Annotated in this window: 22 protein-coding genes; 9 read left to right on the top strand and 13 right to left on the bottom strand. The window is 52.9% G+C overall.

Translation table 11 applies throughout. The features are described 5' to 3' along the window. Nucleotides 1-65 precede the first annotated feature (65 nt). A complete protein-coding gene (locus tag Q5705_19865) occupies nucleotides 66-308 on the top strand; it encodes a DUF1158 family protein (protein WLI76794.1) in 243 nt (80 codons plus the stop codon). 211 nt (nucleotides 309-519) lie between these two features. Continuing rightward, nucleotides 520-1,119, top strand: coding sequence for a nitroreductase family protein (locus Q5705_19860; protein ID WLI76793.1), 600 nt, complete (start codon nucleotides 520-522; stop codon nucleotides 1,117-1,119). 60 nt (nucleotides 1,120-1,179) lie between these two features. Here the strand turns inward: Q5705_19860 and gltX are convergent, their stop codons facing one another. The 6 genes from gltX to zapE form a co-directional block, all read right to left on the bottom strand. Further along, nucleotides 1,180-2,595, bottom strand: a complete 1,416-nt coding sequence (gene gltX, locus Q5705_19855; GenBank protein WLI76792.1) for a glutamate--tRNA ligase — start codon at nucleotides 2,593-2,595, stop codon at nucleotides 1,180-1,182. A gap of 421 nt (nucleotides 2,596-3,016) precedes the next feature. Further along, nucleotides 3,017-3,520 carry a ClpXP protease specificity-enhancing factor gene (sspB, locus tag Q5705_19850; GenBank protein WLI76791.1) on the bottom strand — a complete coding sequence of 168 codons (504 nt, stop codon included), beginning with the start codon at nucleotides 3,518-3,520 and terminating at the stop codon, nucleotides 3,017-3,019. Between the two features lie 4 nt (nucleotides 3,521-3,524). After that, nucleotides 3,525-4,163, bottom strand: coding sequence for a stringent starvation protein SspA (sspA, locus tag Q5705_19845; protein ID WLI76790.1), 639 nt, complete (start codon nucleotides 4,161-4,163; stop codon nucleotides 3,525-3,527). Nucleotides 4,164-4,475: 312 nt separating this feature from the next. Next, on the bottom strand, nucleotides 4,476-4,868 hold the full coding sequence (gene rpsI, locus Q5705_19840) for a 30S ribosomal protein S9 (protein ID WLI76789.1): 393 nt from the start codon (nucleotides 4,866-4,868) through the stop codon (nucleotides 4,476-4,478). A 15-nt stretch (nucleotides 4,869-4,883) separates the two neighbouring features. After that, nucleotides 4,884-5,312 (bottom strand): 50S ribosomal protein L13, encoded by a 429-nt coding sequence (rplM, locus tag Q5705_19835; GenBank protein WLI76788.1) that lies wholly within the window; start codon nucleotides 5,310-5,312, stop codon nucleotides 4,884-4,886. Nucleotides 5,313-5,551: 239 nt separating this feature from the next. After that, the gene (gene zapE, locus Q5705_19830; GenBank protein WLI76787.1) at nucleotides 5,552-6,679 is read right to left on the bottom strand and encodes a cell division protein ZapE; all 1,128 of its coding nucleotides are present in this window, start codon (nucleotides 6,677-6,679) and stop codon (nucleotides 5,552-5,554) included. 189 nt (nucleotides 6,680-6,868) lie between these two features. Here zapE and zapG point away from each other — a divergent pair, with 189 nt between their 5' ends. From zapG to degS, 3 genes are all read left to right on the top strand, one after another. Next, complete coding sequence (zapG, locus tag Q5705_19825; protein WLI76786.1) at nucleotides 6,869-7,267, top strand: Z-ring associated protein ZapG; 399 nt, start codon at nucleotides 6,869-6,871, stop codon at nucleotides 7,265-7,267. 171 nt (nucleotides 7,268-7,438) lie between these two features. Then, nucleotides 7,439-8,812, top strand: a complete 1,374-nt coding sequence (gene degQ / locus Q5705_19820; protein ID WLI76785.1) for a serine endoprotease DegQ — start codon at nucleotides 7,439-7,441, stop codon at nucleotides 8,810-8,812. A gap of 89 nt (nucleotides 8,813-8,901) precedes the next feature. Then, complete coding sequence (gene degS / locus Q5705_19815; protein WLI76784.1) at nucleotides 8,902-9,969, top strand: outer membrane-stress sensor serine endopeptidase DegS; 1,068 nt, start codon at nucleotides 8,902-8,904, stop codon at nucleotides 9,967-9,969. Between the two features lie 51 nt (nucleotides 9,970-10,020). On the opposite strand, the gene mdh is transcribed toward degS, so the two are convergent. Then, a complete protein-coding gene (gene mdh, locus Q5705_19810; protein ID WLI76783.1) occupies nucleotides 10,021-10,959 on the bottom strand; it encodes a malate dehydrogenase in 939 nt (312 codons plus the stop codon). 410 nt (nucleotides 10,960-11,369) lie between these two features. On the opposite strand from mdh, the gene argR reads away from it, so the two are divergent. The 3 genes from argR to yhcN (Q5705_19795) all read left to right on the top strand — a co-directional run bounded on the left by argR (nucleotide 11,370) and on the right by yhcN (Q5705_19795) (nucleotide 12,848). Next, nucleotides 11,370-11,840, top strand: coding sequence for a transcriptional regulator ArgR (gene argR, locus Q5705_19805; protein ID WLI76782.1), 471 nt, complete (start codon nucleotides 11,370-11,372; stop codon nucleotides 11,838-11,840). Between the two features lie 379 nt (nucleotides 11,841-12,219). Further along, nucleotides 12,220-12,483, top strand: a complete 264-nt coding sequence (gene yhcN / locus Q5705_19800; protein WLI76781.1) for a peroxide/acid stress response protein YhcN — start codon at nucleotides 12,220-12,222, stop codon at nucleotides 12,481-12,483. A 101-nt stretch (nucleotides 12,484-12,584) separates the two neighbouring features. Beyond that, nucleotides 12,585-12,848, top strand: a complete 264-nt coding sequence (gene yhcN / locus Q5705_19795) for a peroxide/acid stress response protein YhcN (protein WLI76780.1) — start codon at nucleotides 12,585-12,587, stop codon at nucleotides 12,846-12,848. Nucleotides 12,849-12,913: 65 nt separating this feature from the next. Here the strand turns inward: yhcN (Q5705_19795) and Q5705_19790 are convergent, their stop codons facing one another. From Q5705_19790 to aaeX, 6 genes are all read right to left on the bottom strand, one after another. After that, complete coding sequence (locus tag Q5705_19790) at nucleotides 12,914-16,984, bottom strand: S6 family peptidase (protein WLI76779.1); 4,071 nt, start codon at nucleotides 16,982-16,984, stop codon at nucleotides 12,914-12,916. A 149-nt stretch (nucleotides 16,985-17,133) separates the two neighbouring features. Then, nucleotides 17,134-17,403, bottom strand: a complete 270-nt coding sequence (locus tag Q5705_19785; GenBank protein ID WLI76778.1) for a barstar family protein — start codon at nucleotides 17,401-17,403, stop codon at nucleotides 17,134-17,136. A 45-nt stretch (nucleotides 17,404-17,448) separates the two neighbouring features. After that, the gene (locus tag Q5705_19780) at nucleotides 17,449-18,903 is read right to left on the bottom strand and encodes an NAD-dependent succinate-semialdehyde dehydrogenase (protein ID WLI76777.1); all 1,455 of its coding nucleotides are present in this window, start codon (nucleotides 18,901-18,903) and stop codon (nucleotides 17,449-17,451) included. Between the two features lie 84 nt (nucleotides 18,904-18,987). After that, nucleotides 18,988-20,955 (bottom strand): p-hydroxybenzoic acid efflux pump subunit AaeB, encoded by a 1,968-nt coding sequence (aaeB, locus tag Q5705_19775; GenBank protein WLI76776.1) that lies wholly within the window; start codon nucleotides 20,953-20,955, stop codon nucleotides 18,988-18,990. Between the two features lie 5 nt (nucleotides 20,956-20,960). Continuing rightward, nucleotides 20,961-21,893: a p-hydroxybenzoic acid efflux pump subunit AaeA gene (gene aaeA / locus Q5705_19770; protein WLI76775.1), complete on the bottom strand. Its 933-nt coding sequence runs from the start codon at nucleotides 21,891-21,893 to the stop codon at nucleotides 20,961-20,963. 7 nt (nucleotides 21,894-21,900) lie between these two features. Further along, nucleotides 21,901-22,104 carry a p-hydroxybenzoic acid efflux pump operon protein AaeX gene (gene aaeX / locus Q5705_19765; GenBank protein ID WLI76774.1) on the bottom strand — a complete coding sequence of 68 codons (204 nt, stop codon included), beginning with the start codon at nucleotides 22,102-22,104 and terminating at the stop codon, nucleotides 21,901-21,903. 175 nt (nucleotides 22,105-22,279) lie between these two features. Between aaeX and aaeR the strand changes: the two genes are divergently transcribed. Next, nucleotides 22,280-23,203, top strand: a complete 924-nt coding sequence (gene aaeR / locus Q5705_19760) for an HTH-type transcriptional activator AaeR (GenBank protein WLI76773.1) — start codon at nucleotides 22,280-22,282, stop codon at nucleotides 23,201-23,203. Nucleotides 23,204-23,235 lie beyond the last annotated feature (32 nt).

Below are 23,235 nucleotides of genomic sequence, written 5' to 3'. Positions count from 1 at the left end.
GGGGAACGTTGCGCTCAGGCCAGCTTTCCCCGACAATGCATTTTTTTCATCATCGATTAACGCTTATGAAACATCCCCTCGAATCGCTGGTCACCCTTGCCGGCATCCTGCTGCTGGCTTTTATCTCTGTACTGCTGCTCCCTGCCCCCAGCCTTGGGCTGCAACTGGCACAAAACCTGATCCACCGCTTCCATCTGCTGGATTTAAACCAGCTTTATACCCTGCTCTACTGCCTGTGGTTTTTGCTGCTCGGCACCCTTGAGTTTTTTGTTCTGCGCTTTATCTGGAAACGCTGGCTGGCGGTCTGAAAGCAGAGTGAGTTCGAGGTTCATTCTAATTTTTTGAATGTTACGGGCAAATTGTTGGTCTTTTCATTGTTCCCGACCCGGCCTATGCTTTTTGACGGCAACATCAATAATGCGGAACATCATGAACCCATTGCAGAAACTATTTCGCGCTCTCTTTCCGCAGCCTGCTGGCAACAGCACAGCGGAAGTGCAGACGACTTCAGGAGGAATCATGTCAGACAACTTTCTCGCTTTAGCAAAACAACGCAGAACCATTTATGCCCTCGGCAAAAACCTGCCGGTTGCGGAAGATATTGTCATTGAGACCATCAAAGAAGCGATTCGCCAGGCGCCGTCGGCGTTTAACTCGCAAAGTTCACGCGCGCTGATCCTGCTGGGTAAAGAGCATGAGCAGTTCTGGGAACTGACCCGTGCACAGCTGAAGAAAATCGTGCCGGAAGAGAATTTCCATGCAACGTCGCAGAAAGTAGACGGTTTCGCCGCTGCTGCGGGTTCCGTGCTGTTCTTTGAAGATCAGGATGTGGTTACCCGCTTGCAGGAGCAGTTTGCCGCTTACGCAGATAACTTCCCGGTGTGGTCAGAACACAGTTCCGGTATTGCACAGTATGCCGTATGGCTGGCGCTGGCTGAGAAAGGTATTGGCGCGAACTTGCAGCACTACAACCCGCTGGTGGATGCAGATGTGCAGCGCACGTGGAATATTCCGCCAAGCTGGAAGTTGCGTGCTCATATGAACTTTGGTTCGATTGGCGCACCGGCAGGTGATAAAGCCTTTATGGAAGATGAAAAACGCTTCGTGATTGCGCGTTAACGTCTGTTTGGCCTACAAAGCAGAAAAAAGCCGCTTTCAGTGAAGCGGCTTTTTTATTCCTTACTGCTGGCTTTCGCGTTCAGCAATAAAGCCCAGCGCTTTGTTAATGCGCTCAATGCTGCGGGACTTGCCAATGGCGTGAACGGTAACATCCAGCGCCGGAGACTGACCTGCACCGGTCACCGCCACGCGCAGCGGCATACCGACTTTGCCCATGCCGACTTCCAGCTCATCGGCCGTCGCCTGAATCGCGTGATGGACGTTTTCAGCGGTCCAGTCTGTGATAGCGGCAAGTTTGTCGCGTACCACTTCCAGTGGCTGACGCGCGACCGGACGCAGGTGTTTTTTCGCCGCATCGGCGTCGAATTCATCAAAATCTTCGTAGAAATAACGGCAGCTTGCCGCCATCTCTTTCAGCGTTTTGCAGCGTTCACCCAGCAGTTTCACCAGCTCAAACAATTGCGGGCCGGTGTGGGTGTCGATTTTTTCCTGCTCGATATGCCATTGCAGGTGGGTCGCGACATATTCCGGCGGCAGCGTATTAATGTAGTGATGGTTCAGCCACAGCAATTTATCGGTGTTGAACGCGCTCGCGGATTTGCTGACCGCATTCAGGGAGAAGAGCTTGATCATCTCTTCGCGGGTGAAGATCTCTTGATCGCCGCTGGACCAGCCCAGACGCACCAGGTAGTTGAGCAGGGCTTCCGGCAGGTAGCCGTCGTCGCGGTACTGCATCACGCTCACCGCGCCATGACGTTTGGAGAGCTTTTTGCCGTCGTCGCCGTTGATCATGGAAACGTGCGCATACACCGGAACCGGGGCATTCAGCGCTTTCAGGATGTTGATCTGACGCGGCGTGTTGTTGATGTGGTCTTCGCCACGGATCACGTGAGTAATTTCCATGTCCCAGTCATCCACAACAACGCAGAAGTTGTACGTCGGGGAACCATCGGTGCGGCGGATGATCAGGTCATCAAGTTCAAGGTTGCTGAATTCGATCGGGCCACGAATCTGATCGTCAAAAATAACGGAACCGTCCTGCGGGTTGGCAAAACGCACTACGCACGGTTCATCATCAGCATGGTGAGAATGATCGTGGCGGCAGCGGCCGTCGTAACGCGGTTTTTCATTGTTCGCCATCTGCGTTTCACGCAGTTGTTCGAGACGCTCTTTGGAGCAGTAACATTTATAAGCGGTGCCGGCTTGCAGCATTTCATCGATTACCGCGTTATAGCGATCAAAGCGTTTGGTCTGGAAGTACGGGCCTTCGTCCCACTCCAGGTTCAGCCAGTTCATGCCATCCATGATGGCTTCGATTGCTTCTGGTGTGGAGCGTTCGAGATCGGTGTCTTCGATACGCAGCACAAACTCACCGCCGTGATTACGGGCAAACAGCCAGGAGTAGAGAGCAGTGCGCGCGCCGCCAACGTGCAGATAGCCGGTGGGGCTTGGCGCGAAGCGAGTTTTGATTTTCATGAATTGGCCTTACGTTGATAAAGATGCCGACCGTCGGCAATACCTAAAATGAAAGTGGGCGATATTCTATCACTGTGGGCTGATTCCTCAATGTTGTTGCCGTATTGACGGGCTTATCGGGCTATTTTGTTTATAAATCAGGCCCTCGCGATCGATTACACAGCGGGTTGTCTAATTTTACGACGAACGAACAATTTATTTGGAAAATGCGTTGACTCATTTTCAACTCTCCCTATAATGCGACTCCACACAGCGGGGGTGATTAGCTCAGCTGGGAGAGCACCTCCCTTACAAGGACCACCGGATCGGTCAACCGATCCTTAAACGATCGGCATTAGGCTCCGGCCTCCTTTTTTATTGGACTAGTGTCGGGGTGTCCAGATGACAAAGCAGGGCCTGCTGGCCCTGCTTAATCTTATTACTACTTCACGACCCGCAGCGACGGACGCCCACCGCGCGGCGGCGGATCGTCATCGGGATCGTTGTCCTGATCGTCTGCGTGGTCGGGTTTATCGCCATCGATAACCGACATAACCGTCTCGTTTTCCTGCGCGGGAATATCGCCATCATCGTTCAGACCGACGATCTCTTCATCGTAGGCAGCTTCCGGTTCAAACATGGTTCCCGCGCCGTTTTCACGAGCATAAACCGCCAGAACGGCAGCCATCGGCACAGCCACCTGGCGCGGCACGCCGCCGAAACGCGCGTTGAAGCGCACTTCGTCATTGGCCAGTTCCAGGTTGCCAACCGCACGCGGTGCGATGTTTAACACGATTTGCCCGTCACGCGCATACTCCATCGGCACGCGTACGCCCGGCAACGTCACATCAACAACCAGATGCGGCGTGAGCTGGTTATCCAGCAGCCATTCGTAAAAGGCCCGCAATAAATACGGGCGGCGTGGAGACAGTTGCGACAAATCCATTCAATTAACCCCGGCCCAGGCGCATTTCGCGCTCGGCTTCTGTCAGAGAGGCAAGGAAGGAATCACGTTCGAAGACGCGCGTCATGTACCCTTTCAGCTCTTTGGCACCTGCACCGCTCAGCTCAATGCCCAGTACCGGCAGACGCCACAGCAGCGGCGCAAGGTAGCAGTCAACGAGGCTGAACTCATCATTCAGGAAGTATGGCTTCTGAGTAAACAATGGGCCAATTGCCAACAGCTCTTCACGTAGCTGCTTACGGGCGGCATCAGCCTGCGCACCGCTGTTGTTCTGGATGGTATCCATCAGCGTATACCAGTCTTTCTCAATGCGGTGCATGTACAGACGGCTCTCGCCACGCGCTACCGGATAAACCGGCATTAACGGCGGGTGCGGGAAACGCTCGTCCAGATATTCCATAATGATGCGTGATTCCCACAGGGTGAGTTCACGATCTACAAGTGTCGGTACGCTTTGATTCGGGTTGAGGTCAATCAGATCCTGAGGAGGATTATCCTTTTCCACGTGCTCAATTTCGAAGCTGACACCTTTCTCGGCCAGCACGATTCGGACCTGATGGCTATAGATGTCCACAGGACCAGAAAACAGCGTCATTACCGAACGTTTGTTGGCAGCGACAGCCATGAAAACCTCCAGGTGTATTCAGATTTTACTGCTACCGGACTTAATCGACCGGTCAGATGTTGAGTTAACTACCCGCGCGTACTGTCACTCTCGTTCAAAAAGCAAACAAAAAATGAACAATCCCAGCCATTTGGGCAGAAAATTGGATGATAGTTTACCAGATTTTGCGGGCTTTGTGGTGAGGGGATTCCGTAAATGCTGAAAAAGAGAAGATAAACGATTGATTGCTGTGGATAACACAATTTTTATCCATAAAAAAACCCGGCTCGCACCGGGTTTTTTCGCCAATCGTTCTGCCGAAGCAGAAACCAATTAACGTTTGGAGAACTGCGGACGACGACGTGCTTTGCGCAGACCGACTTTTTTACGTTCAACCTGACGAGCGTCACGAGTAACGAAGCCAGCTTTACGCAGTTCAGCGCGCAGGGACTCGTCGTACTCCATCAGAGCGCGGGTGATACCGTGACGGATCGCACCAGCCTGACCGGAGATACCACCACCTTTAACGGTGATGTACAGGTCCAATTTCTCAACCATGTCGACCAGTTCCAGCGGCTGACGAACTACCATGCGGGCAGTTTCGCGACCGAAGTACTGTTCCAGCGAACGCTGGTTGATTACGATTTTACCGTTGCCCGGTTTGATAAACACACGAGCGGCGGAACTTTTGCGGCGACCAGTGCCGTAGTATTGATTTTCAGCCATTGCCTATAATCCCGGTTAGATGTCAAGAACTTGCGGTTGCTGTGCCGCGTGGTTGTGCTCGTTACCCGCGTAAACTTTCAGTTTACGGTACATAGCACGACCCAGCGGGCCTTTTGGCAGCATGCCTTTAACCGCGATTTCAATCACACGCTCAGGACGGCGGGCAATCATCTCTTCAAAGGTCGCTTGTTTGATACCACCGATGTGGCCAGTGTGGTGGTAGTACACTTTGTCAGAACGCTTGTTGCCGGTTACAGCAACTTTTTCTGCGTTCAGAACGATAATGTAATCACCGGTATCAACGTGCGGAGTGTATTCCGCTTTGTGCTTACCGCGCAGGCGACGAGCCAGTTCGGTAGCCAGACGGCCCAGAGTTTTACCGGTCGCGTCAACAACATACCAGTCGCGTTTTACGGTTTCTGGTTTAGCTGTAAAAGTTTTCATTAAAAGCTTACCCAAATAATTAGTTTCACGTTGGTGAACACCCAAACGTTTAGTCAGTTGAGGTTCACACGACAAAGTCCGGCAAACCTACCCCTTCGAATAGCCAATGCCGGCGCATAGAAAGTTTTGGGAAAAAAACTTTCCCGTAACGTGGGGTCGCAGGATTATAGAGAAGTCGGGGTCAAAGATCGACCCCTTTTCGTGTTTTGCAGAAGGATTTGTGCGGCCTGTTACCCGCATCACGGCATATGTGCACGTTTCAGGTACTCCTCGCTCTGCATCTCTTGCAGGCGAGACAAGCAGCGCTGAAACTCAAATTTTAGCCGCTCACCCTGATAGATTTCATGCAGCGGTGCCGCCGCGCTCACTACCAGCTTCACGTGCCGCTCGTAAAACTCATCCACCAGCGCAATAAACCGCCGGGCTTCGCTCTCCATCAGCGGCGTCATCACCGGCACATCAAACAGCATTACCGTGTGGAACAGACGGGAAAGCGCGATGTAATCATGCTGGCTGCGCGCATCGACACATAACGTGGCAAATGACACCGCCAGCGTTTGGTTTTCAACGCCCAGCGTCGGCAGCGCACGGTGATTAATTTCCAGCTCCGGCGCGAGTTGCCGTGCAGCGCCCGCCAGCGCCAGCCACAATTTATCCATCTGCTGCGTCGTCTCTGCATTGAGCGGCGTCAGCCATAAATGCGCCTGCGTCAGCGTACGCAAGCGATAATCAACACCCGCGTCGACGTTCATCACATCACAAAACTGTTTAATCGCCTCGATAGCAGGTAGAAAACGCGCCCGTTGTAGCCCATTACGATAGAGCTCATCTGGCGGAATATTCGACGTTGCCACCAGCGTAATGCCACGCGCAAATAGCGCTTTCATCAGGCCGCCGAGCAGCATCGCATCGGTAATATCTGAGACGAAAAACTCATCAAAGCAGAGCACATCGGTTTCGGCTTTAAACCGGTCGGCCACAATATCCAGCGGGTCGCTCTGCCCTTGCAGCGTGGTTAATTCCTCATGGACGCGCAGCATAAAGCGGTGAAAATGCAGGCGCTGTTTACGCTCGCCGGGCAGGCTTTGATAGAACATATCCATCAGCCAGGTTTTACCGCGCCCGACACCGCCCCACATATAGAGGCCGCGCACTGGCGCGTGCGATGCAGGTTCACGTTTACCCAGCAGTTTGCTGAATTTCGCCATCAGGCCACCGCTCTGTTGTTCGGCGGTTTCGCGTTCGGCGATCAGGTGTTGGTAAATGGTTTCCAGCCGGTTGACGGCTTCTTTTTGCACATCATCAGGCTGATGGCTACCCTCATTCAGGGCATTACGGTATCGCGATGTCGGGGAAAGGCTTTGCATGGTGTTATTGTTGTTCCTTAAAAATCAATCCGCCCCCACAGGGTTGACGAAAAAAAGGCCGCTCTACACTACGCGATGCTGCGTCAGGATTCCACTTCTGCACATTTAGCGGTTATAGTGGCACTATCAGGCGCAGGCAGGAGCTTGCCGCCCACACCCTACGGAATCAAAAAACAACGGGAGAAGTTCATGACCTGGGAATATGCGCTAATTGGGTTAGTTGTCGGCATTATTATTGGTGCCGTGGGCATGCGTTTCGGAAACCGCAAATTGCGCCAACAGCAGGCCTTGCAGTACGAACTGGAAAAAAACAAAGCAGAACTGGAAGAGTATCGCGAAGAGCTGGTAAGCCATTTCGCCCGTAGCGCCGAGCTGCTTGATAACATGGCGGACGATTACCGTCAGTTGTATCAGCATATGGCAAAAAGCTCGACCAGCCTGCTGCCGGAAATGTCGGCGGAAGAGAATCCATTCCGCAACCGTCTGGCAGAGTCCGAAGCCAGCAACGATCAGGCTCCGGTGCAGATCCCGCGCGATTATTCAGAAGGCGCATCAGGTCTGTTACGCGGTCGCGAACACCGCAAATAATACATTAAACCTTCCCTATTTTTACGGGCGCGTCACTTGCGCCCGTCCCTTCGAACGCATCGCAGCTATTATTTAGTCATTCACCGCATTGTTACCGGGTTGAAATTTCAATAACATCACTCTGTTTTGGGCGTCATTCCTTTCACTTTAGGTTACTGAGAGCCAGCATCGATGAAGAAACAAACCCAGCTGTTGAGTGCATTCGCGTTAAGTGTCGGGTTAACTCTCTCGGCACCGTTCCAGGCGTTGGCGGCCATGCCGTCGCAGGTGCCTGGCCAGGGGGCGTTACCCAGTCTTGCGCCGGTTCTGGAAAAGGTTCTGCCCGCGGTGGTCAGCGTGCAGGTTGAAGGCACGGCGGTACAAGGCCAGAAAATCCCGGATGAGTTAAAGAAATACTTCGGTGAAGAGTTGCCGGATCAACCGCAGCAGCCACAGCCGTTTGAAGGCCTGGGCTCCGGGGTGATTATTGATGCGGCCAAAGGCTATGTCCTGACCAATAATCACGTGATTAATCAGGCGCAAAAAATCAGCGTGCAGCTTAATGATGGCCGCGAGTTTGACGCCAAACTGATCGGCGGCGATGACCAGAGCGACATTGCGCTATTACAACTGCAAAACGCCACCAACCTGACACAAATTGCCGTTGCGGACTCCGATAAACTGCGCGTCGGCGATTTTGTCGTCGCGGTCGGCAACCCGTTCGGCCTCGGGCAAACGGCGACCTCGGGGATTGTTTCCGCGCTCGGTCGCAGCGGCCTGAATCTGGAAGGGCTGGAAAACTTTATCCAGACCGATGCTTCCATCAACCGCGGCAATTCCGGCGGCGCACTGCTTAATCTTAATGGCGAGCTTATCGGGATTAACACCGCGATCCTCGCCCCTGGCGGCGGCAGCGTCGGGATTGGCTTTGCCATTCCGAGTAATATGGCGCAAACCCTCTCAAGGCAGTTGATTCAGTTTGGTGAGATCAAGCGCGGCTTGCTGGGCATTAAAGGCACGGAGATGAGCGCGGATATCGCCAAGGCCTTCAATCTTAATGTGCAGCGCGGTGCTTTTGTCAGCGAAGTGCTGCCGAACTCCGGCTCGGCAAAAGCGGGCATTAAATCCGGTGATGTGATTGTCAGCCTGAATGGCAAAGCGCTGAATAGCTTTGCTGAGCTGCGCTCGCGTATCGCGACCACTGAACCTGGTTCGAAAGTGAAGCTGGGCCTGCTGCGTGACGGAAAACCCCTTGAGGTTGAAGTTACGCTGGATAAAAGCACGTCTGCTTCTGCCAGCGCCGAACTGATTTCACCGTCATTGCAGGGCGCTGAGCTGAGCGATGGCCAATTAAAAGATGGCACCAAAGGCATCACGGTCGGTGAAGTCGAAAAAGGCAGTGCGGCCGCACAGGCGGGTCTGCATAAAGATGATGTGATCATTGGCGTTAACCGCGAGCGCGTCCAGTCGATTGCCGAAATGCGCAAAGTGCTGGAAGCCAAACCGTCGGTGATGGCACTGCACATTGTGCGCGGTAACGACAGTATCTATTTACTGCTGCGTTAAGTTTTCCCGCTTCCGGGCATCACCGCCGCGTGTGATGTCCGGATAACTCATGTTATGCTTGGCGCTCTTCTTTTAATGACTATCCCATCATGTATGTGAAGCTTTTACGCTCGGTTGCAATCGGTGTTGTGGTCGGTGGTCTGATAATCGCCGCCATGCCTTCGTTACGCCAGAATAATCCGCTGACGACGCATCAGTTCGACAGCGCCGATGAAACGCCTGTCAGCTATAACCAGGCCGTGCGCCGCGCCGCACCTGCGGTGGTCAACGTTTATAACCGTAGCCTGAATAGCTCCACACACGATCGCCTCGAAATCCGCACGCTCGGTTCCGGCGTGATCATGGATCAGCGCGGCTACATCGTTACCAACAAGCATGTGATCAACGATGCAGACCAGATTATCGTCGCACTTCAGGACGGGCGGGTGTTTGAAGCCTTGCTGGTCGGCTCGGATTCGCTGACGGATTTAGCGGTGCTCAAAGTCAACGCCACGGGCGGTTTGCCGGTCATCCCGATTAACGCGAAACGCACGCCGCACATTGGCGATGTGGTACTGGCAATCGGTAACCCTTACAACCTCGGGCAAACCATCACGCAAGGGATCATCAGCGCCACCGGGCGTATTGGTTTGAACCCCAGCGGGCGGCAAAATTTTTTGCAGACCGATGCCTCCATCAACCACGGTAACTCCGGCGGTGCGCTGGTCAATTCGTTGGGGGAATTAATGGGCATCAATACTCTGTCGTTTGATAAAAGCAACGACGGGGAAACGCCGGAAGGTATTGGCTTTGCGATCCCTTTCCAGCTTGCCACCAAAATTATGGATAAGCTTATCCGCGACGGCCGCGTTATCCGTGGTTATATCGGGATTGGCGGACGGGAAATTGCGCCTCTGCATGCTCAGGGCACCGGCATCGATCCGATTCAGGGCATTGTGGTTAATGAAGTTTCACCGGATGGCCCGGCCGCGCGCGCCGGTATTCAGGTCAACGATGTGATCACCTCCGTAAACGGTAAACCAGCCGTTTCCGCCCTCGAAACCATGGATCAGGTGGCGGAGATCCGCCCGGGTTCCGAAATCCCGGTCGACGTGATGCGCGACGACAAAAAACTCACCTTGCAGGTGACGATCCAGGAATACCCGGCGACCAACTAAACGCCATAAAAAAACCGGAGCATAGGCTCCGGTTTTACATTGCGCCCGCGCTTAACGGTTAACGAAATCAACACCCAACTGGATATCTTTTTTCAGCGTATCCAGCATGCCTTCCAGCGACTGGCGTTCAAACGCGCTGAGATTGCCGATAGCGTGACGCTCCTCAATACCGTTTTTCCCCAGCAACAGCGGCTGCGAGAAGAAACGTGCATATTCACCGTCACCTTCAACATAGGCGCACTCAACCACACCTTGTTCACCTTGCAGGGCACGCACCAGCGATAAACCAAAGCGCGCTGCGGCCTGGCCCATCGACAGCGTGGCTGAACCGCCACCCGCCTTCGCTTCCACCACTTCGGTGCCCGCGTTCTGAATACGTTTGGTCAGATCGGCCACTTCCTGCTCGGTAAACGTGACGCCCGGGATTTGCGACAGCAGCGGCAGAATCGTCACGCCTGAGTGTCCGCCGATAACCGGCACGTCAATTTCCGTCGGTTTTTTGCCTTTCAGCTCAGCGACAAAGGTATTGGAGCGGATAATGTCCAGCGTCGTCACGCCAAACAGCTTGTTCTTGTCGTAAACACCGGCTTTTTTCAGCACTTCAGCGGCAATAGCAACCGTGGTGTTAACCGGGTTGGTGATGATACCGATACAGGCTTTCGGTGCCGTTTTGGCAACTTGCGCCACCAGGTTTTTCACAATACCGGCATTGACGTTAAACAGATCGGAGCGATCCATACCCGGTTTACGCGCCACGCCTGCGGAAATCAGCACGACATCAGCGCCTTCCAGCGCAGGCGTAGCATCATCGCCCGCGAAACCTTTAATGTTCACATCGGTAGGGATATGGCTGAGGTCAACAGCAACACCAGGGGTGACGGGTGCAATATCATAGAGAGAGAGTTCTGAACCTGAGGGCAGTTGCGTTTTCAGTAGTAGGGCAAGCGCCTGGCCGATACCGCCGGCCGCGCCGAGGACTGCGACTTTCATCCTAAACTCCTTATTATGGTTAGCGAAATATTTGTAACTCCGTTGCGGCGACCTTAATTCACCCTGGTAATTATGACAATAAGTGCGCAAAAATAGTGCGGCGCAGCCCACTGTTAAGATTTTATATAAAGGTGAATATGACCGTCAGATCGGCAAACTAAGCATCTAACACAGAGAGTTTATAATATAGCCGCAATATTCACCAAAATAACATCAACTTTATAACATTTAATTTACTTTTTAATCTTATTTGCGACGTAAGCCACATGTGGCTGTGCTTAGCCACAGGATTTGCTAAACTCCGCGCCTTTCACGATAACTTTTCAGAATATCTCTCTGTAGATCGTTTGCATAAAAATTCATATATATGCATAATAATGTTGTTTTCTCGGCCAATATACGGGTGACTTATGCGAAGCTCGGCTAAACAAGAAGAATTAATCAAAGCGTTCAAAGCGCTACTTAAAGAAGAGAAATTCAGTTCTCAGGGCGAAATTGTCCAGGCGTTGCAAGAAGAAGGCTTTGACAATATCAACCAGTCCAAAGTCTCGCGCATGCTGACCAAATTCGGCGCAGTGCGTACGCGTAACGCAAAAATGGAAATGGTTTACTGCCTGCCAATTGAATTGGGCGTTCCCACCACCTCCAGCCCGCTGAAGAACCTGGTGCTGGACATCGACTACAACGATGCAGTTGTCGTTATTCATACCAGCCCCGGTGCCGCTCAGTTGATCGCGCGTCTGCTCGACTCGCTGGGTAAAGCGGAAGGGATCCTCGGGACTATCGCTGGTGACGACACGATTTTCACCACGCCAGCCAGAGGATTTACCGTGAAAGATCTCTACGAAGCGATCCTCGTTCTGTTCGAACAAGAGCTGTAAACGCGCATTCCCCTCGGCTCAGGCTGAGGGGGAATGTTCGGCGCTTTCTCTCTTTTGACCGACTTTCCACCCCATTTTATTTAACACTTAGTGCGATTTTCCGTTTCATGCCGCCCCGCCAGTCGATACCACCGCACGAAAAATCAAATTCCACTATCCATATGATTTTCTTAACTATCGTTAGTTAATTCGCTGCCATAAGCAAAACTTTTATCGCTGAAAGGAATAAAAAGATACAAACGTTATGCGAATTCACCGTAGTTATAATTAGCTTGGTATTAATTATTCGCGTGATTAGTGTATACTTGATTTTGTGATGAGGGTCACGAAACGCGGCCCTCGAAGAAAATTAAGAAAAGAATACGACGAGGTAAAAATCATGAATATCAAATCAACTATCGCAACAATGGGTATCCTTTCAGCTCTGTCATTCGGCGCGTTCGCGGCGGATTCCATCAGCGCAGACCAGGCGCAATCTCGCCAGTCAATCGGTACCGTTTCTGTGGGTGCAGTTTCCTCTTCTCCGATGGATATGCACGAGCAACTGAACAAAAAAGCGGAAGAACAAGGTGCTTCAGCGTACCGCATCATTGAAGCACGTAGCGGCGACCAGTGGCACGCGACCGCAGAACTGTACAAATAAGTTTTACCGATAACCCTATGAAAACATCGCTTAACGGCACCAGGCATAAAAATAGCAGTTCAACCCTTCTTGCCGTTGAGTCTCTGTAAAGGAGAAAGACAATGAAACGTAACCTGATCATCGCATCCCTTGGCCTTGCATCCCTTATCTCTTTTGGCGCAAGTGCCGCCACGCTGGTAAACAGTGAACAGGCCAGCAACCTGCAACCTATAGGCAGCGTCTCTGTTTCACAGATTGCCGGTGTCCCGATGGATATTCGTCAGGAACTCTCTGCGAAAGCCGACCAGGCGGGTGCGAGCAGCTATCGCATCGTAGAAGCACGTACGGGCGACCACACCCACGTGACAGCGGAACTGTACAAATAAACCCTCGTCGTCTGTCCGACGACTTTTGCCCCTGCCTTGCAGGGGCTTTTTTATGTCTCAAGCCCTCAAAACATATAGCTAACCTTTGCGTTGATGGCATGGTTTACGTTGTAGTTACCGAACACAGAGCGCTCCATTTCAAGCCCAAAACGCAGGTTCTCGCGCATCTGCCCATCGACCGTTGCGTGGTAGAGCATCCTTTTATCCCGCTGACCGGCAAGGCGTTTTTCCCCTGAGATATCGTGCAGCACCGTTTCACCATTCGTCAGCAGATCGAACTGATACCCCACGCCAGCCCGTGCCGTGAGGGCCCAATTGCGGCCACTGAAGCTCTTGCCTGTTGTTACACCGGTCCGGCCAATCAGTGGGGTGGTGTTTTGATGGCGCATCGACACATTGATGCCTTTGTCATGCCATTTCAGGCGGGTTGCGGAGAGCGTACTGAAAACGACGCCAACCTGCGGCTCGACGTAGAGATCGTCTGCCAGATGATAGCGATAGCCGCTTTGCACGCCGCCTATCCAGCTCCGCGTCGTATAATCCCGTGCCCGTAGCCCGATAAGACCCGCCTGGTAGTTATCAAAGGCGTGAATGTACTTACCGATTGCGTCGATATACGCGCCAGAATCCATTAGCGCTGAGGCGTAAATACCACCACCAAATGAGCGTGTATTGCCACGCAAATCTCTTCCACTGGCCTGGCTGTTGGTGTGGCTCATCAGCACACCGGTGAACAGGTTCGCTCCCGACAAGCGCTGTTTTTTATCAAACCCCGTCTGGACAGAGGTGTAGCGGTCGGCGTAACCGCCCATTCCCGCCCCGCTACCGCTAAAAGTGTGTCCCCATGCGCCGTCCTGCCCCTTCGTATCCCGCAGATCTTCCATCCGTTTGTTAAGGTTGTTAACTTCACCGATGAGGTTCTTGTACCCCACACTGGAGAACATCTTCGCAGAGGCCATCGCCGCAGGATTGGGCATATATTTGAACCCCTGAAGGATCCACTGCGTTCTGTCAGCGGCCCGCACGACCTGCACCACCGGTTGCAATTGGCTAAAACCGGTCGCTGGCCCGCTAACAGTGAACAGCGAGGCGTTGGTGTTGCGAGGAGCAAGAATCAAAGGAATATTGAATTTCTGCGATCCCGGATTTTTAAGGACATTAAGAAAGAGCGTGTTCCTCTGCCCGGATGCTCTGTCACGCACGACAATTTTGTCACTCTCCTTCAGGTTCGTTCGCAGCACAAAGCCGGTGTTATCCGTGCGCAAATCCATGGCTTTCAACGTACGGAACTTACTGCCAGAAACCACCACCAGCGATTGTGAAGCGTTCAGGTTTCCCACTTCAGAATCCTCACGCATCTCCCAACGCGTGGACTTCAAACTGAGCTGTGTATGGGGAGCAGAAATAGCCCCGCGCCAGGCGTTTTCAAAGCCGGCAAGCGTCGTCGCCATCTTCTTATGTTCAGGAGAGAGGTTATTTGCCAGATGGCGGTCGTCATCAATATTGAAACGAACCACTGCACGATTCTGGGAATATATATCTCCCTGCATAAGGGCAAACGGTAAGACACGAACACTACTCCCCTCTTGTAGTGCATACGTTGTCCCGTCTTTCATGGCGTACATGGTCGGGATCACCTGGCTTGTCCCCACTGGCGTCCCGGTAAGAGAAAGCGTGGCAGAAGGTCCAACAGTCACCGTGGCGCTGCTGAACCATCCGGCTTTTGCTGTAAGTTGTGCATTTGGCTCAAGGGTGAGCGGCGTACTGTTGAACTGGCTGTAACCATTCAAAATGGCGTGGCGTGACGAGACGCTGACTCTACTGTTCCGCCCGGTAATGATACCGGTGAAGACTTCCCGAATATTCAGTTCTGACCTGCCCGACAGGGTGACACGCCCTTGATAGCGACTCAGATCATCCTGGCGGCTGGCTATCGAGATCCCCTGCCGCGGCTCGGTCGCTATCCCATTACCATCATTGATATCAATGTAAAGCGTCGGGCTTCCTAAGGTAATGACGGAGTTTTTGGCATTGATATTCCCGTAGAGAGAGGCATTTCTGGCGAGGTCAAAATGGGCTTTATCGAGCATCAAATTGTTCAGCTTAAATACGCGCTTCTGCCAATCCGTTTGGTAGAAAGAAACCGGTTCAGTCCTTAAAGAGTTATCGCCCAGCCTTCTGAGCTTCTCTATCGTTTCCGGGAGATTGTACGCATGAAGAACCGGATGGCCCTGAAAAACCAGGCGACCATTTTTCTGCGAGAAATTACCGGAGATATCAACAGAACCATCCAGCATTAACGCGCCTGTAGTTCCGGCATCGACATGATTTTGAAAATTCAGGTTTCCCCGCAGTTGACCATGAAAAATGTATACTGCGGCTTTGTGTCGCTCATACCAGGTGCGTATAGCGTGCCCACGATCGTGCCCGATAAACTCCCAGTCGTTATTGCTGCGGTGATTTCTTGGGAACCACAGGTAGGGTGAGGTTTTAAGAAAGAAGTAGTCTGTCGTTCCGGCATCATTATTTTGGTACCCATACAGTTCCCCAATTTGTCCAAGCCGGGAGTATGACCATTGATTGATAACCACATCCTCCGGTTTTCGTTGATAACTCAGGGTAATGTCCGCGCGTTTTTTGGCACGATTGATTAATGCAGCGCCATAATCTTGCGCATTGAGGCGATGAAAGGTCAGGCTGTTCCCGTTAACGTCCAGCCTGCCGCCGCGAAATCCCCATGAAATGGAATCCGGGTCGACCTGCCCTCTACCATGCAGCACAACCAATGGCCTGCCGCTGGCAAGATTCACCGAACTAAACGCCTGTACTTTGCCAAGGTTATCCGGGACCTGGGACAAATGAACCGTTCCGTCGCCGACTTTTAATCCCCCCGGATTAACGCCCGTTCCGTTCACTTTCAGCGTGCCTTTACCAATTTTGTGCAGGTTATCGTTCTTTACGCCATTGACCTTCCAGGTAACTGTCGCGCCAGATCCCACATCCACTCCGCCCCCGCTCCAGGTCTGTGCCAGCAGCGGGGCCACGACATAGTTGTTATTAAACGTCAGCGTCCCCGAGCCCTGATTGACGTTATCCTGAAGCAAGATGACGCCACCGGCTCCATTAAAGATTAAATCCCGACCGTTATGTGCTTCTTCTTTTTGCTGGCCCTGCATCGCATATATATTACGTCCCTCATATAAGTGGCCAGCCCCTGTTGAATTACTGTATCGCCATAAAAAAAGGACATTATTATTCGTGTTTGTGATTAGCGCACTTCTGTACTTCCGAATTGTCTCATCAACAAAATCATTCGGTATAATCGTATATGCACTTTTCTCTGGCTTATCTAAATAAATCAGACTTAATGTGCCCGCAACCATCCATTTATTGAGATGGGCATCCCAGGCGAATAAAGGGGAACCACTATCGCCCGGCGTTCCATGGCTATTTAAAGGACCACTTTTAGGATTAAACACATCTCCGGACGACATTACCAATAATCCTATGGGATCCCATTCAGGGTGCCCCATTGTACCGCCCGTTAAAAAACGATAGGCCGATTGAATATCAATCCCCCGCCCCCATATATCAGCAACTTTCTGAGTACCCGACCCCATACGATAAAAAGCGGTAAATCGATCCACGTCGGCAAAAGTTTCTGGTTTCATATCAGCAGGTGCAATATTAGCAGGAATGACTTCCGTCACCACCTTGTTCAACCTAATGATACTAAAGTCATTTCCAGGGATATTACCCCTGTTAACCATATGATAATTCTCATTACCAAAGCTGAGATTAGCAAAATGCGTTGCGGGGTTGTGGTGAACGCTGACTGCGTATTGCGGGTAAATAATAGTAGAGATACCGCTTCTGTCATCAACGCTACTAAAATCTGGCATCGGTGCTTTATTAAGAATGCCAGCCGGATAGCCATATTTGTTATAAATATGAATATCCCTCGCACCTGGATAAAAGGGTCCCCGATTAGTCGCGAATTCATGATAAGTTTGATAGGGAATTTCATAACTTACTAATGACCGTGCTAATCGCTGATGCGCAAAACAATCATAAGGGAGTAATAAAGAAAAGAAGAGGAGCGATACCTTTAATTCACAAGAATATATCTTATTCATACCAACCATCCTATGGCTTAGTGATGAAGTTATTCATTGCCCGTCATTGCCAAATATAAATAATTATATTAAAAGCCTCAGGTTTTATTGCCTGTTAAGAATTAACTCTAGCACAACTCCTTTTCTCTATTTTCTGAAAAATAGAATTTTTAGCGCACATTAAAGCGCAGTTCACCTTCCAGTTCCTCCTCGGCCTCATCAAACAGCAGGATCAGCGCCCCAAAACGACGACGCTGTTTTTCCGGCAGATGAATAAACTCGATCTCCAGCGGCAAGGGCAAGACACCATCCATCACGCTGTCCCACAGCGAATCCAGATCGTGAACTTTCTCGCGCTCAAGCGCGAACTGGCGAGCAAATTCCCGGTAGAAAGCCGTTTGATCGGCAATATGTTGAAAATCGAACGTGTAGGTCGTCATGTTTCCGTCACCTGCCCAAAGGGGCGGCTTCTGCCGCCCAATAATTTATAATCCGCCCAGATGCAGGGTTTTCACTTCGAGGTACTCTTCCAGCCCCAGTACCGAGCCTTCACGGCCCAAACCTGACTCTTTCACGCCGCCGAACGGCCCAAGCTCGGTAGAGACTGCGCACTCGTTGATGCCAATCATGCCGCTTTCAATCGCCTGCGAAACGCGGAACACCCGCTGCAAGTTCTGCGTATAGAAATAGGCTGCCAGGCCAAACGGTGTTGCATTCGCCCGTTTCACCACCTCCTCTTCGCTGGTAAAGCGGAAGCAGGCAGCAACCGGGCCGAAGGTCTCTTCCTGAGCGAGTTTCATACCATCGCTACAATCGCCCAGCACCGTCGGCAGCCAGAAGTTACCGCCAAGCGCGTGCGGTTTGCCGCCGGCCAGCACTTTCGCCCCTTTGGCGACAGCGTCTTCCACATGCTCGCGCACTTTATCCACGGCGGCCTTTTCAATCAGCGGGCCGACGATGACGCCCTCTTCCAGGCCATTGCCCACTTTCAGCGCATTCACCGCGTCGGTAAGTTTCTGCGTAAAGGCGTCATAAACCGATTCATGAATATAAAAACGGTTCACGCTCACGCACACTTGCCCGGCATTGCGGAATTTATTGGCGATGGCTCCCTGCACCGCAGCATCGATGTCGGCATCCTCAAACACGATGTAAGGCGCGTTGCCGCCCAGCTCCATTGACACTTTTTTCATCGTTTCTGCGGCGTTGCGCACCAGCGTTTTCCCGACGGCGGTCGAACCGGTAAAGGAAATTTTTCGCACATCATGGCTGGCCATAATGGCATCGCTGATCTCGGATGTACTCCCGGCGACTGCGTTGAGCACGCCATCCGGCACACCGGCTTTTTTTGCCAGCGTCAGCAAGGCAAAGGCGCTGAGCGGCGTATTGTTGGCGGGTTTAATCACGCCGGTACAGCCTGCCGCCAGCGCCGGGCCCAGTTTGCGGGTGAGCATTGCCATCGGGAAGTTCCACGGCGTAATGGCCGCGACAACGCCAATCGGTTCGCGGGTAGCCAGAATACGTGAGCCGGGTTTGATGGGCGGAATGATTTCGCCGTTGGCGCGTTTTGCCTGCTCGGCAAACCACTGAATAAAGCTGGCGGCGTATTCCACTTCGCCTTCAGCTTCTTTCAAGGGTTTGCCCTGCTCGGTGGTCATCAAGCGCCCCAGCCAACTTTTGTTTTCGATGATTAATTCATACCAGCGATACAGAATGGCTGAGCGTTCTTTAGCGGTTTTTGCCCGCCAGGCGGGAAAAGCCCGGGTGGCGGCAGCAATGGCTTCTTCCGTCTCTTTTTTCCCTGCTTTAGCGACGTTGGCAACAATTTCGCCAGTGGCCGGGTTCAGAACGTCAAATGTGGTATCCAGCGATTTCCAGACGCCATCGACCAGATAGCCGGTCTGAAAAAGTGCACTGTCCTGCAATGCCTGCGAGCTCATTTGTCCTCCTGATCTGCGGTTTTTTTGACTCTTCCCCAAAGTATAGTCATAAAAAAACCGACGCTTCTGGCGTCGGCTTTGTCATTAACTGCTGGTTAGCGCATGTTGGTACTTATGTAACATGCCCGTCAACCTGCCTACCGGCTCCGTCACCTGCGGCGGCGCGTTCCAGTAACGCAATTTTTCCTGGTACACCTCCAGCTCCCCCAGCAATTGCGTGAAGTAGCGGCGGCGTTTCATGTCAGACCCCGCAGAAATCACCTGCGAGGCGGTACGGCGCAACTGACGATGGAACGCCGAAAGATCGTCGTTGATCGGCACCGGCGCATCGCGCAGGCGCTGGTGGGCAATAATCAGCGTCAATGCCAGACGGAACTTCGCCACATCGCCGGGGAATTTGTTCAACAATAAAAACAATTGTTGATAGAGCGCGGGCAGATGGTTCTCTTTGCGCCGGGCGGTGTTGGTGGTCATTGCCGAAACCGCCGCCGACACAAACTGGTTCAGCAGCGTGCGCCCGGTGCGCGCCTGGGAGTTATCCCGCACCAGCAAAATCACCACCATCGCCAGTACCACACCGACTATCTGCCCCAGCGCATTATCAAGAAACTGATCGAACTGGAAATTCATGGGGTTATCGAGCACCAGCACGTTAATCGTCCCCGCCAGCGTGCCCAGCGTACCCAGGCGCCGTTTTTGTACCTCGATGCCGATGAAAAAGGCCAGCACCGCCAGGCTGATACACAGCAGCAACATGCTTTGCTGGGTCGAGGGCAGGATCACCAGAAAGTAGAGCGAGCCAATCGGCAGCGCCCACAGCATGCCGTAGACAAAATCTTTCGCCACCATGACCGGGTTAGGCAGACGCATCGCCAGCGACGTCACCACCGCGATCATCACCATCGCCCCGCTGCCGGAAGTCCAGCCGGTCCACAACCAGAACAGCGTGCCAAGCATGCACGACAGCGTAGTGCGCAAGAAATTAATCATCGCGTGATGACGTTCAGCGGATTCCACCTTCACCACCGCTTCGCCCTGCAACACCTCTTCTTCCACGGCGCTGATTTTGGTATTGCTGATCACGCCGCGTTTGAGCAGCAGGTAGCGGGTCGCCGCGCCTATCCAGCTATAAATCGTGATCGGCGTATCCCGCTCACCGGTCCAGGCGACTGCCCGGCGCATTCTTTTCAACTGCTTGTGTACTTCCTGTACCGTCTCGACCGGTTCATCGAACAGCTCACGAAATGTGCTGGTGATAAGCTCCGGGCGCGTGTTCTGAATCAGATAGGTTTCACAGGCCTGCGTAATCAGGGTCAGCGATAAGGTATTGATCACTTTCAGGCGGCGGTTGGCGCGCCCCCAGCGGGAAGATTCAATCTTCAGGTTGCTGCGCATCCCCTCCAGCGCAGTGGTGCGGCGAACCAGCGCCGCCCAGGCTTTATCCACCTCTTCGCCGTCACCATGTTTGATGCATAACTGCATCAGTTGATAATGCGCCACCAGCAAGCTGTCCAGCTCGCGGTCAATCTCCTGTTTTATCGAACGCGGTGAGAACAGCAGGTCGGCGACAATAGCGCAGAGAATACCAATCACAATTTCACTGCAACGCTCGACGGCAAATTGCGGCGCCAGCAGCGGCTCCGTCTGGATGGTAATGACGATAATTAACGCGGTGTAACCCGCCAGCCCCCAGGCGTAGGAGTTTTCAACGCGCACCAGCGAAGAAACCCAGGTACAGAAGCCCGCCCAGATACAGGAAACAAGCAACATCAACAGCGGCGTGCGGATCAGCATAATGATGATGGTCAGCCCGGCAATACAACCGATGAATGTGCCGACAATACGCAGCATCCCGCGATAGCGAATCGCCCCGGAATAGGGCTCGCCGCCGGCAGCAAACGCCGGGCCGGCGGCGACAATCGCCGCGGTCAACACCGCCCAGCGCGGGGTTTCAAGCTGAAAGTGAAAACCGACAAACAGCGCCAGCACAATAGCGAAGGCCAGCTTGACGGCAAAGCGCAGATGCTGGCTGGCGATGGAAAACAGCCCCATAGCAATTACCCCAGTTCACGCAAGCGATGCGCCATTTTGCGGAAAAATGAGTCCTGGCTGGCATCGCGATCGGTTTTGCCGGTGACTACCACGGTAGCCGTCGTCCCGGCGGGCCACAGGTTGCCCTGCTGTTGGTCGAGACGAATACGCACCGGAACGCGCTGGGCCAGACGCACCCATTCAAGGTTGGAATCGATGGTCGCCATCCCTTTGCTGTCATTGCTACTGCTGGAGTTGGTGACCCCCGCCGCGATGCTGTCTACCGTACCTTTCAATACAATGTTGCTGCCTAACGGCGTCACTTCCGCACGGTAACCGGGGCGAACGCCCTCCAGCTTGGTCTCTTCCATATAGGCCAGAATGTAGAAGCTGTTCTGCTTCACCAGCGCCACGGCGGTGGAACCACGGGTAATAAATTCACCAGCATAGACATTCAGGTTGGTCACCCAGCCGTCCGCCGGGGCGCGAATAATGGTGCGTTCAAGGTCGAGTCTGGCAAGGTCGCGCGTCGCCTGGGCTTTGGCTAACTGATGCAGCTCGGTTTGCAGCGTGTTGTTGGCCTGGTCGATTTCTTCCCGCGACATGGCCTGCACGCCTAACTGGTTGCGGCGACCGGCTTCGCGGCGCTTCTCATTGACCAGCGCCTGGTAATAAGCGACATCCGCTTCGTCTTGCTCCAGCGCTTTCTGGTAGCGCGGCTGGTCGATGGTGAACAGCACCTGGCCCTGTTTCACCAGTTGGTTGTCATGAACATTGACGGTAGTCACAAGGCCAGTGACATCGGGCGCGATAGCGACGACATCAGCGCTAAAGCGCGCATCGCGCGTCCACGGTGATTCGGTGTAATAAACCCAGGCCCGGAAAATCGCGATGAAGGCCAGGATAACCAGCACCATAGTGACTGCGGTACGGGTGATATTTCTTGTTAGTGTTTTCACTTCTACCTCAAACAAATAAACGCGACAGCAGATAAAACAGGCAGCAATAGAGCGCGGTATTAAACAACGCCGGATGCCAGACAAAATCATAGATCCCGGTTGGGATCAGCACCCGGCGCACCAGCCAGAAGATCGCCAGTGACAAAAGCAACTCGAAAAAAATCGGTGGGAACGACAATCCGAACACCACGATGACGGGAAACAGACTCATGTTGACCTTGGTTATTAAGCGAGCAGGTGACAAACGTTCTTACGTCACCGCAGGAAAGGGCAAGGAGAGCCAGGCGAGAGTGACGTGAATATTATTGATAGATAGTATATTAGCGTAACTGTTATGCTGTTATCTATATTATGTGATCTAAATCACTTTTAAGTCAGAGTGAATAATGGAACGACTAAAGCGCATGTCGGTGTTTGCCAGAGTGGTGGAACTGGGTTCTTTTACCGCCGCCGCCCGGCAATTACAAATGAGCGTTTCGTCCATCAGCCAGACGGTGGCGAAGCTCGAAAATGAGTTACAGGTCAAGCTGCTGAACCGCAGTACGCGTAGCCTGGGGCTAACGGAAGCGGGAAAGATCTACTACCAGGGCTGCCGTCGGATGCTCCATGAAGTGCAGGACGTCCATGAACAACTCTACGCCTTTAACAATACGCCCATCGGCACCCTGCGCATCGGCAGTTCTTCAACCATGGCGCAAAATGTGCTGGCAAAAATGACCGCCGAGATGCTGAAAGAGCATCCGGGTTTGTCGGTCAATCTGGTGACCGGGATCCCCGCACCGGATCTGATCGCCGACGGGCTGGATGTAGTAATCCGCGTCGGCGCCTTGCAGGATTCCAGCCTCTTCTCCCGCCGCCTTGGCACGATGCCAATGGTGGTCTGCGCGGCAAAAACCTACCTTGCGCAATACGGCACGCCGGAAAAGCCCGCCGATATGGTGAATCACTCCTGGCTGGAATATAGCGTGCGCCCGGATAACGAGTTTGAGCTGGTCGCACCGGAAGGGATTGCCACGCGGTTGATTCCGCAGGGGCGCTTTGTGACCAACGATCCGATGACCTTAACGCGCTGGCTTACCACCGGTGCAGGGATCGCTTTTGTACCGCTGATGTGGGTGATCGAGGAGATCAACAGCGGCCAGTTGGAGATCCTGTTGCCGCGCTACCAGTCGGATCCGCGCCCGGTTTACGCGCTCTATACCCAAAAAGATAAGCTGCCGCTCAAAGTGCAGGTCTGTATTAATTATCTGACGGAGTACTTTATTGAGGTGGCGAAGGTGTATCAGAGCATGCAGGGGCGCAGTGTGTGAAAGACTTCACCCTCTTCGTGCGAAGAGGGTGA

Origin of the sequence: Kosakonia sp. H02 (assembly GCA_030704225.1) — a bacterium.
GTDB lineage: Bacteria > Pseudomonadota > Gammaproteobacteria > Enterobacterales > Enterobacteriaceae > Kosakonia.
Note: the sequence above shows the minus strand (reverse complement) of the source record. Positions and strands in the feature narration are given on the sequence as shown.

Coding starts and splice junctions, on each gene's coding strand:
- Q5705_19865 (WLI76794.1), top strand. CDS start 66: ATGAAACATCCCCTCGAATCGCTGGTCACCCTTGCCGGCATCCTGCTG.
- Q5705_19860 (WLI76793.1), top strand. CDS start 520: ATGTCAGACAACTTTCTCGCTTTAGCAAAACAACGCAGAACCATTTAT.
- gltX (WLI76792.1), bottom strand. CDS start 2,595: ATGAAAATCAAAACTCGCTTCGCGCCAAGCCCCACCGGCTATCTGCAC.
- sspB (WLI76791.1), bottom strand. CDS start 3,520: ATGGATTTGTCGCAACTGTCTCCACGCCGCCCGTATTTATTGCGGGCC.
- sspA (WLI76790.1), bottom strand. CDS start 4,163: ATGGCTGTCGCTGCCAACAAACGTTCGGTAATGACGCTGTTTTCTGGT.
- rpsI (WLI76789.1), bottom strand. CDS start 4,868: ATGGCTGAAAATCAATACTACGGCACTGGTCGCCGCAAAAGTTCCGCC.
- rplM (WLI76788.1), bottom strand. CDS start 5,312: ATGAAAACTTTTACAGCTAAACCAGAAACCGTAAAACGCGACTGGTAT.
- zapE (WLI76787.1), bottom strand. CDS start 6,679: ATGCAAAGCCTTTCCCCGACATCGCGATACCGTAATGCCCTGAATGAG.
- zapG (WLI76786.1), top strand. CDS start 6,869: ATGACCTGGGAATATGCGCTAATTGGGTTAGTTGTCGGCATTATTATT.
- degQ (WLI76785.1), top strand. CDS start 7,439: ATGAAGAAACAAACCCAGCTGTTGAGTGCATTCGCGTTAAGTGTCGGG.
- degS (WLI76784.1), top strand. CDS start 8,902: ATGTATGTGAAGCTTTTACGCTCGGTTGCAATCGGTGTTGTGGTCGGT.
- mdh (WLI76783.1), bottom strand. CDS start 10,959: ATGAAAGTCGCAGTCCTCGGCGCGGCCGGCGGTATCGGCCAGGCGCTT.
- argR (WLI76782.1), top strand. CDS start 11,370: ATGCGAAGCTCGGCTAAACAAGAAGAATTAATCAAAGCGTTCAAAGCG.
- yhcN (WLI76781.1), top strand. CDS start 12,220: ATGAATATCAAATCAACTATCGCAACAATGGGTATCCTTTCAGCTCTG.
- yhcN (WLI76780.1), top strand. CDS start 12,585: ATGAAACGTAACCTGATCATCGCATCCCTTGGCCTTGCATCCCTTATC.
- Q5705_19790 (WLI76779.1), bottom strand. CDS start 16,984: ATGAATAAGATATATTCTTGTGAATTAAAGGTATCGCTCCTCTTCTTT.
- Q5705_19785 (WLI76778.1), bottom strand. CDS start 17,403: ATGACGACCTACACGTTCGATTTTCAACATATTGCCGATCAAACGGCT.
- Q5705_19780 (WLI76777.1), bottom strand. CDS start 18,903: ATGAGCTCGCAGGCATTGCAGGACAGTGCACTTTTTCAGACCGGCTAT.
- aaeB (WLI76776.1), bottom strand. CDS start 20,955: ATGGGGCTGTTTTCCATCGCCAGCCAGCATCTGCGCTTTGCCGTCAAG.
- aaeX (WLI76774.1), bottom strand. CDS start 22,104: ATGAGTCTGTTTCCCGTCATCGTGGTGTTCGGATTGTCGTTCCCACCG.
- aaeR (WLI76773.1), top strand. CDS start 22,280: ATGGAACGACTAAAGCGCATGTCGGTGTTTGCCAGAGTGGTGGAACTG.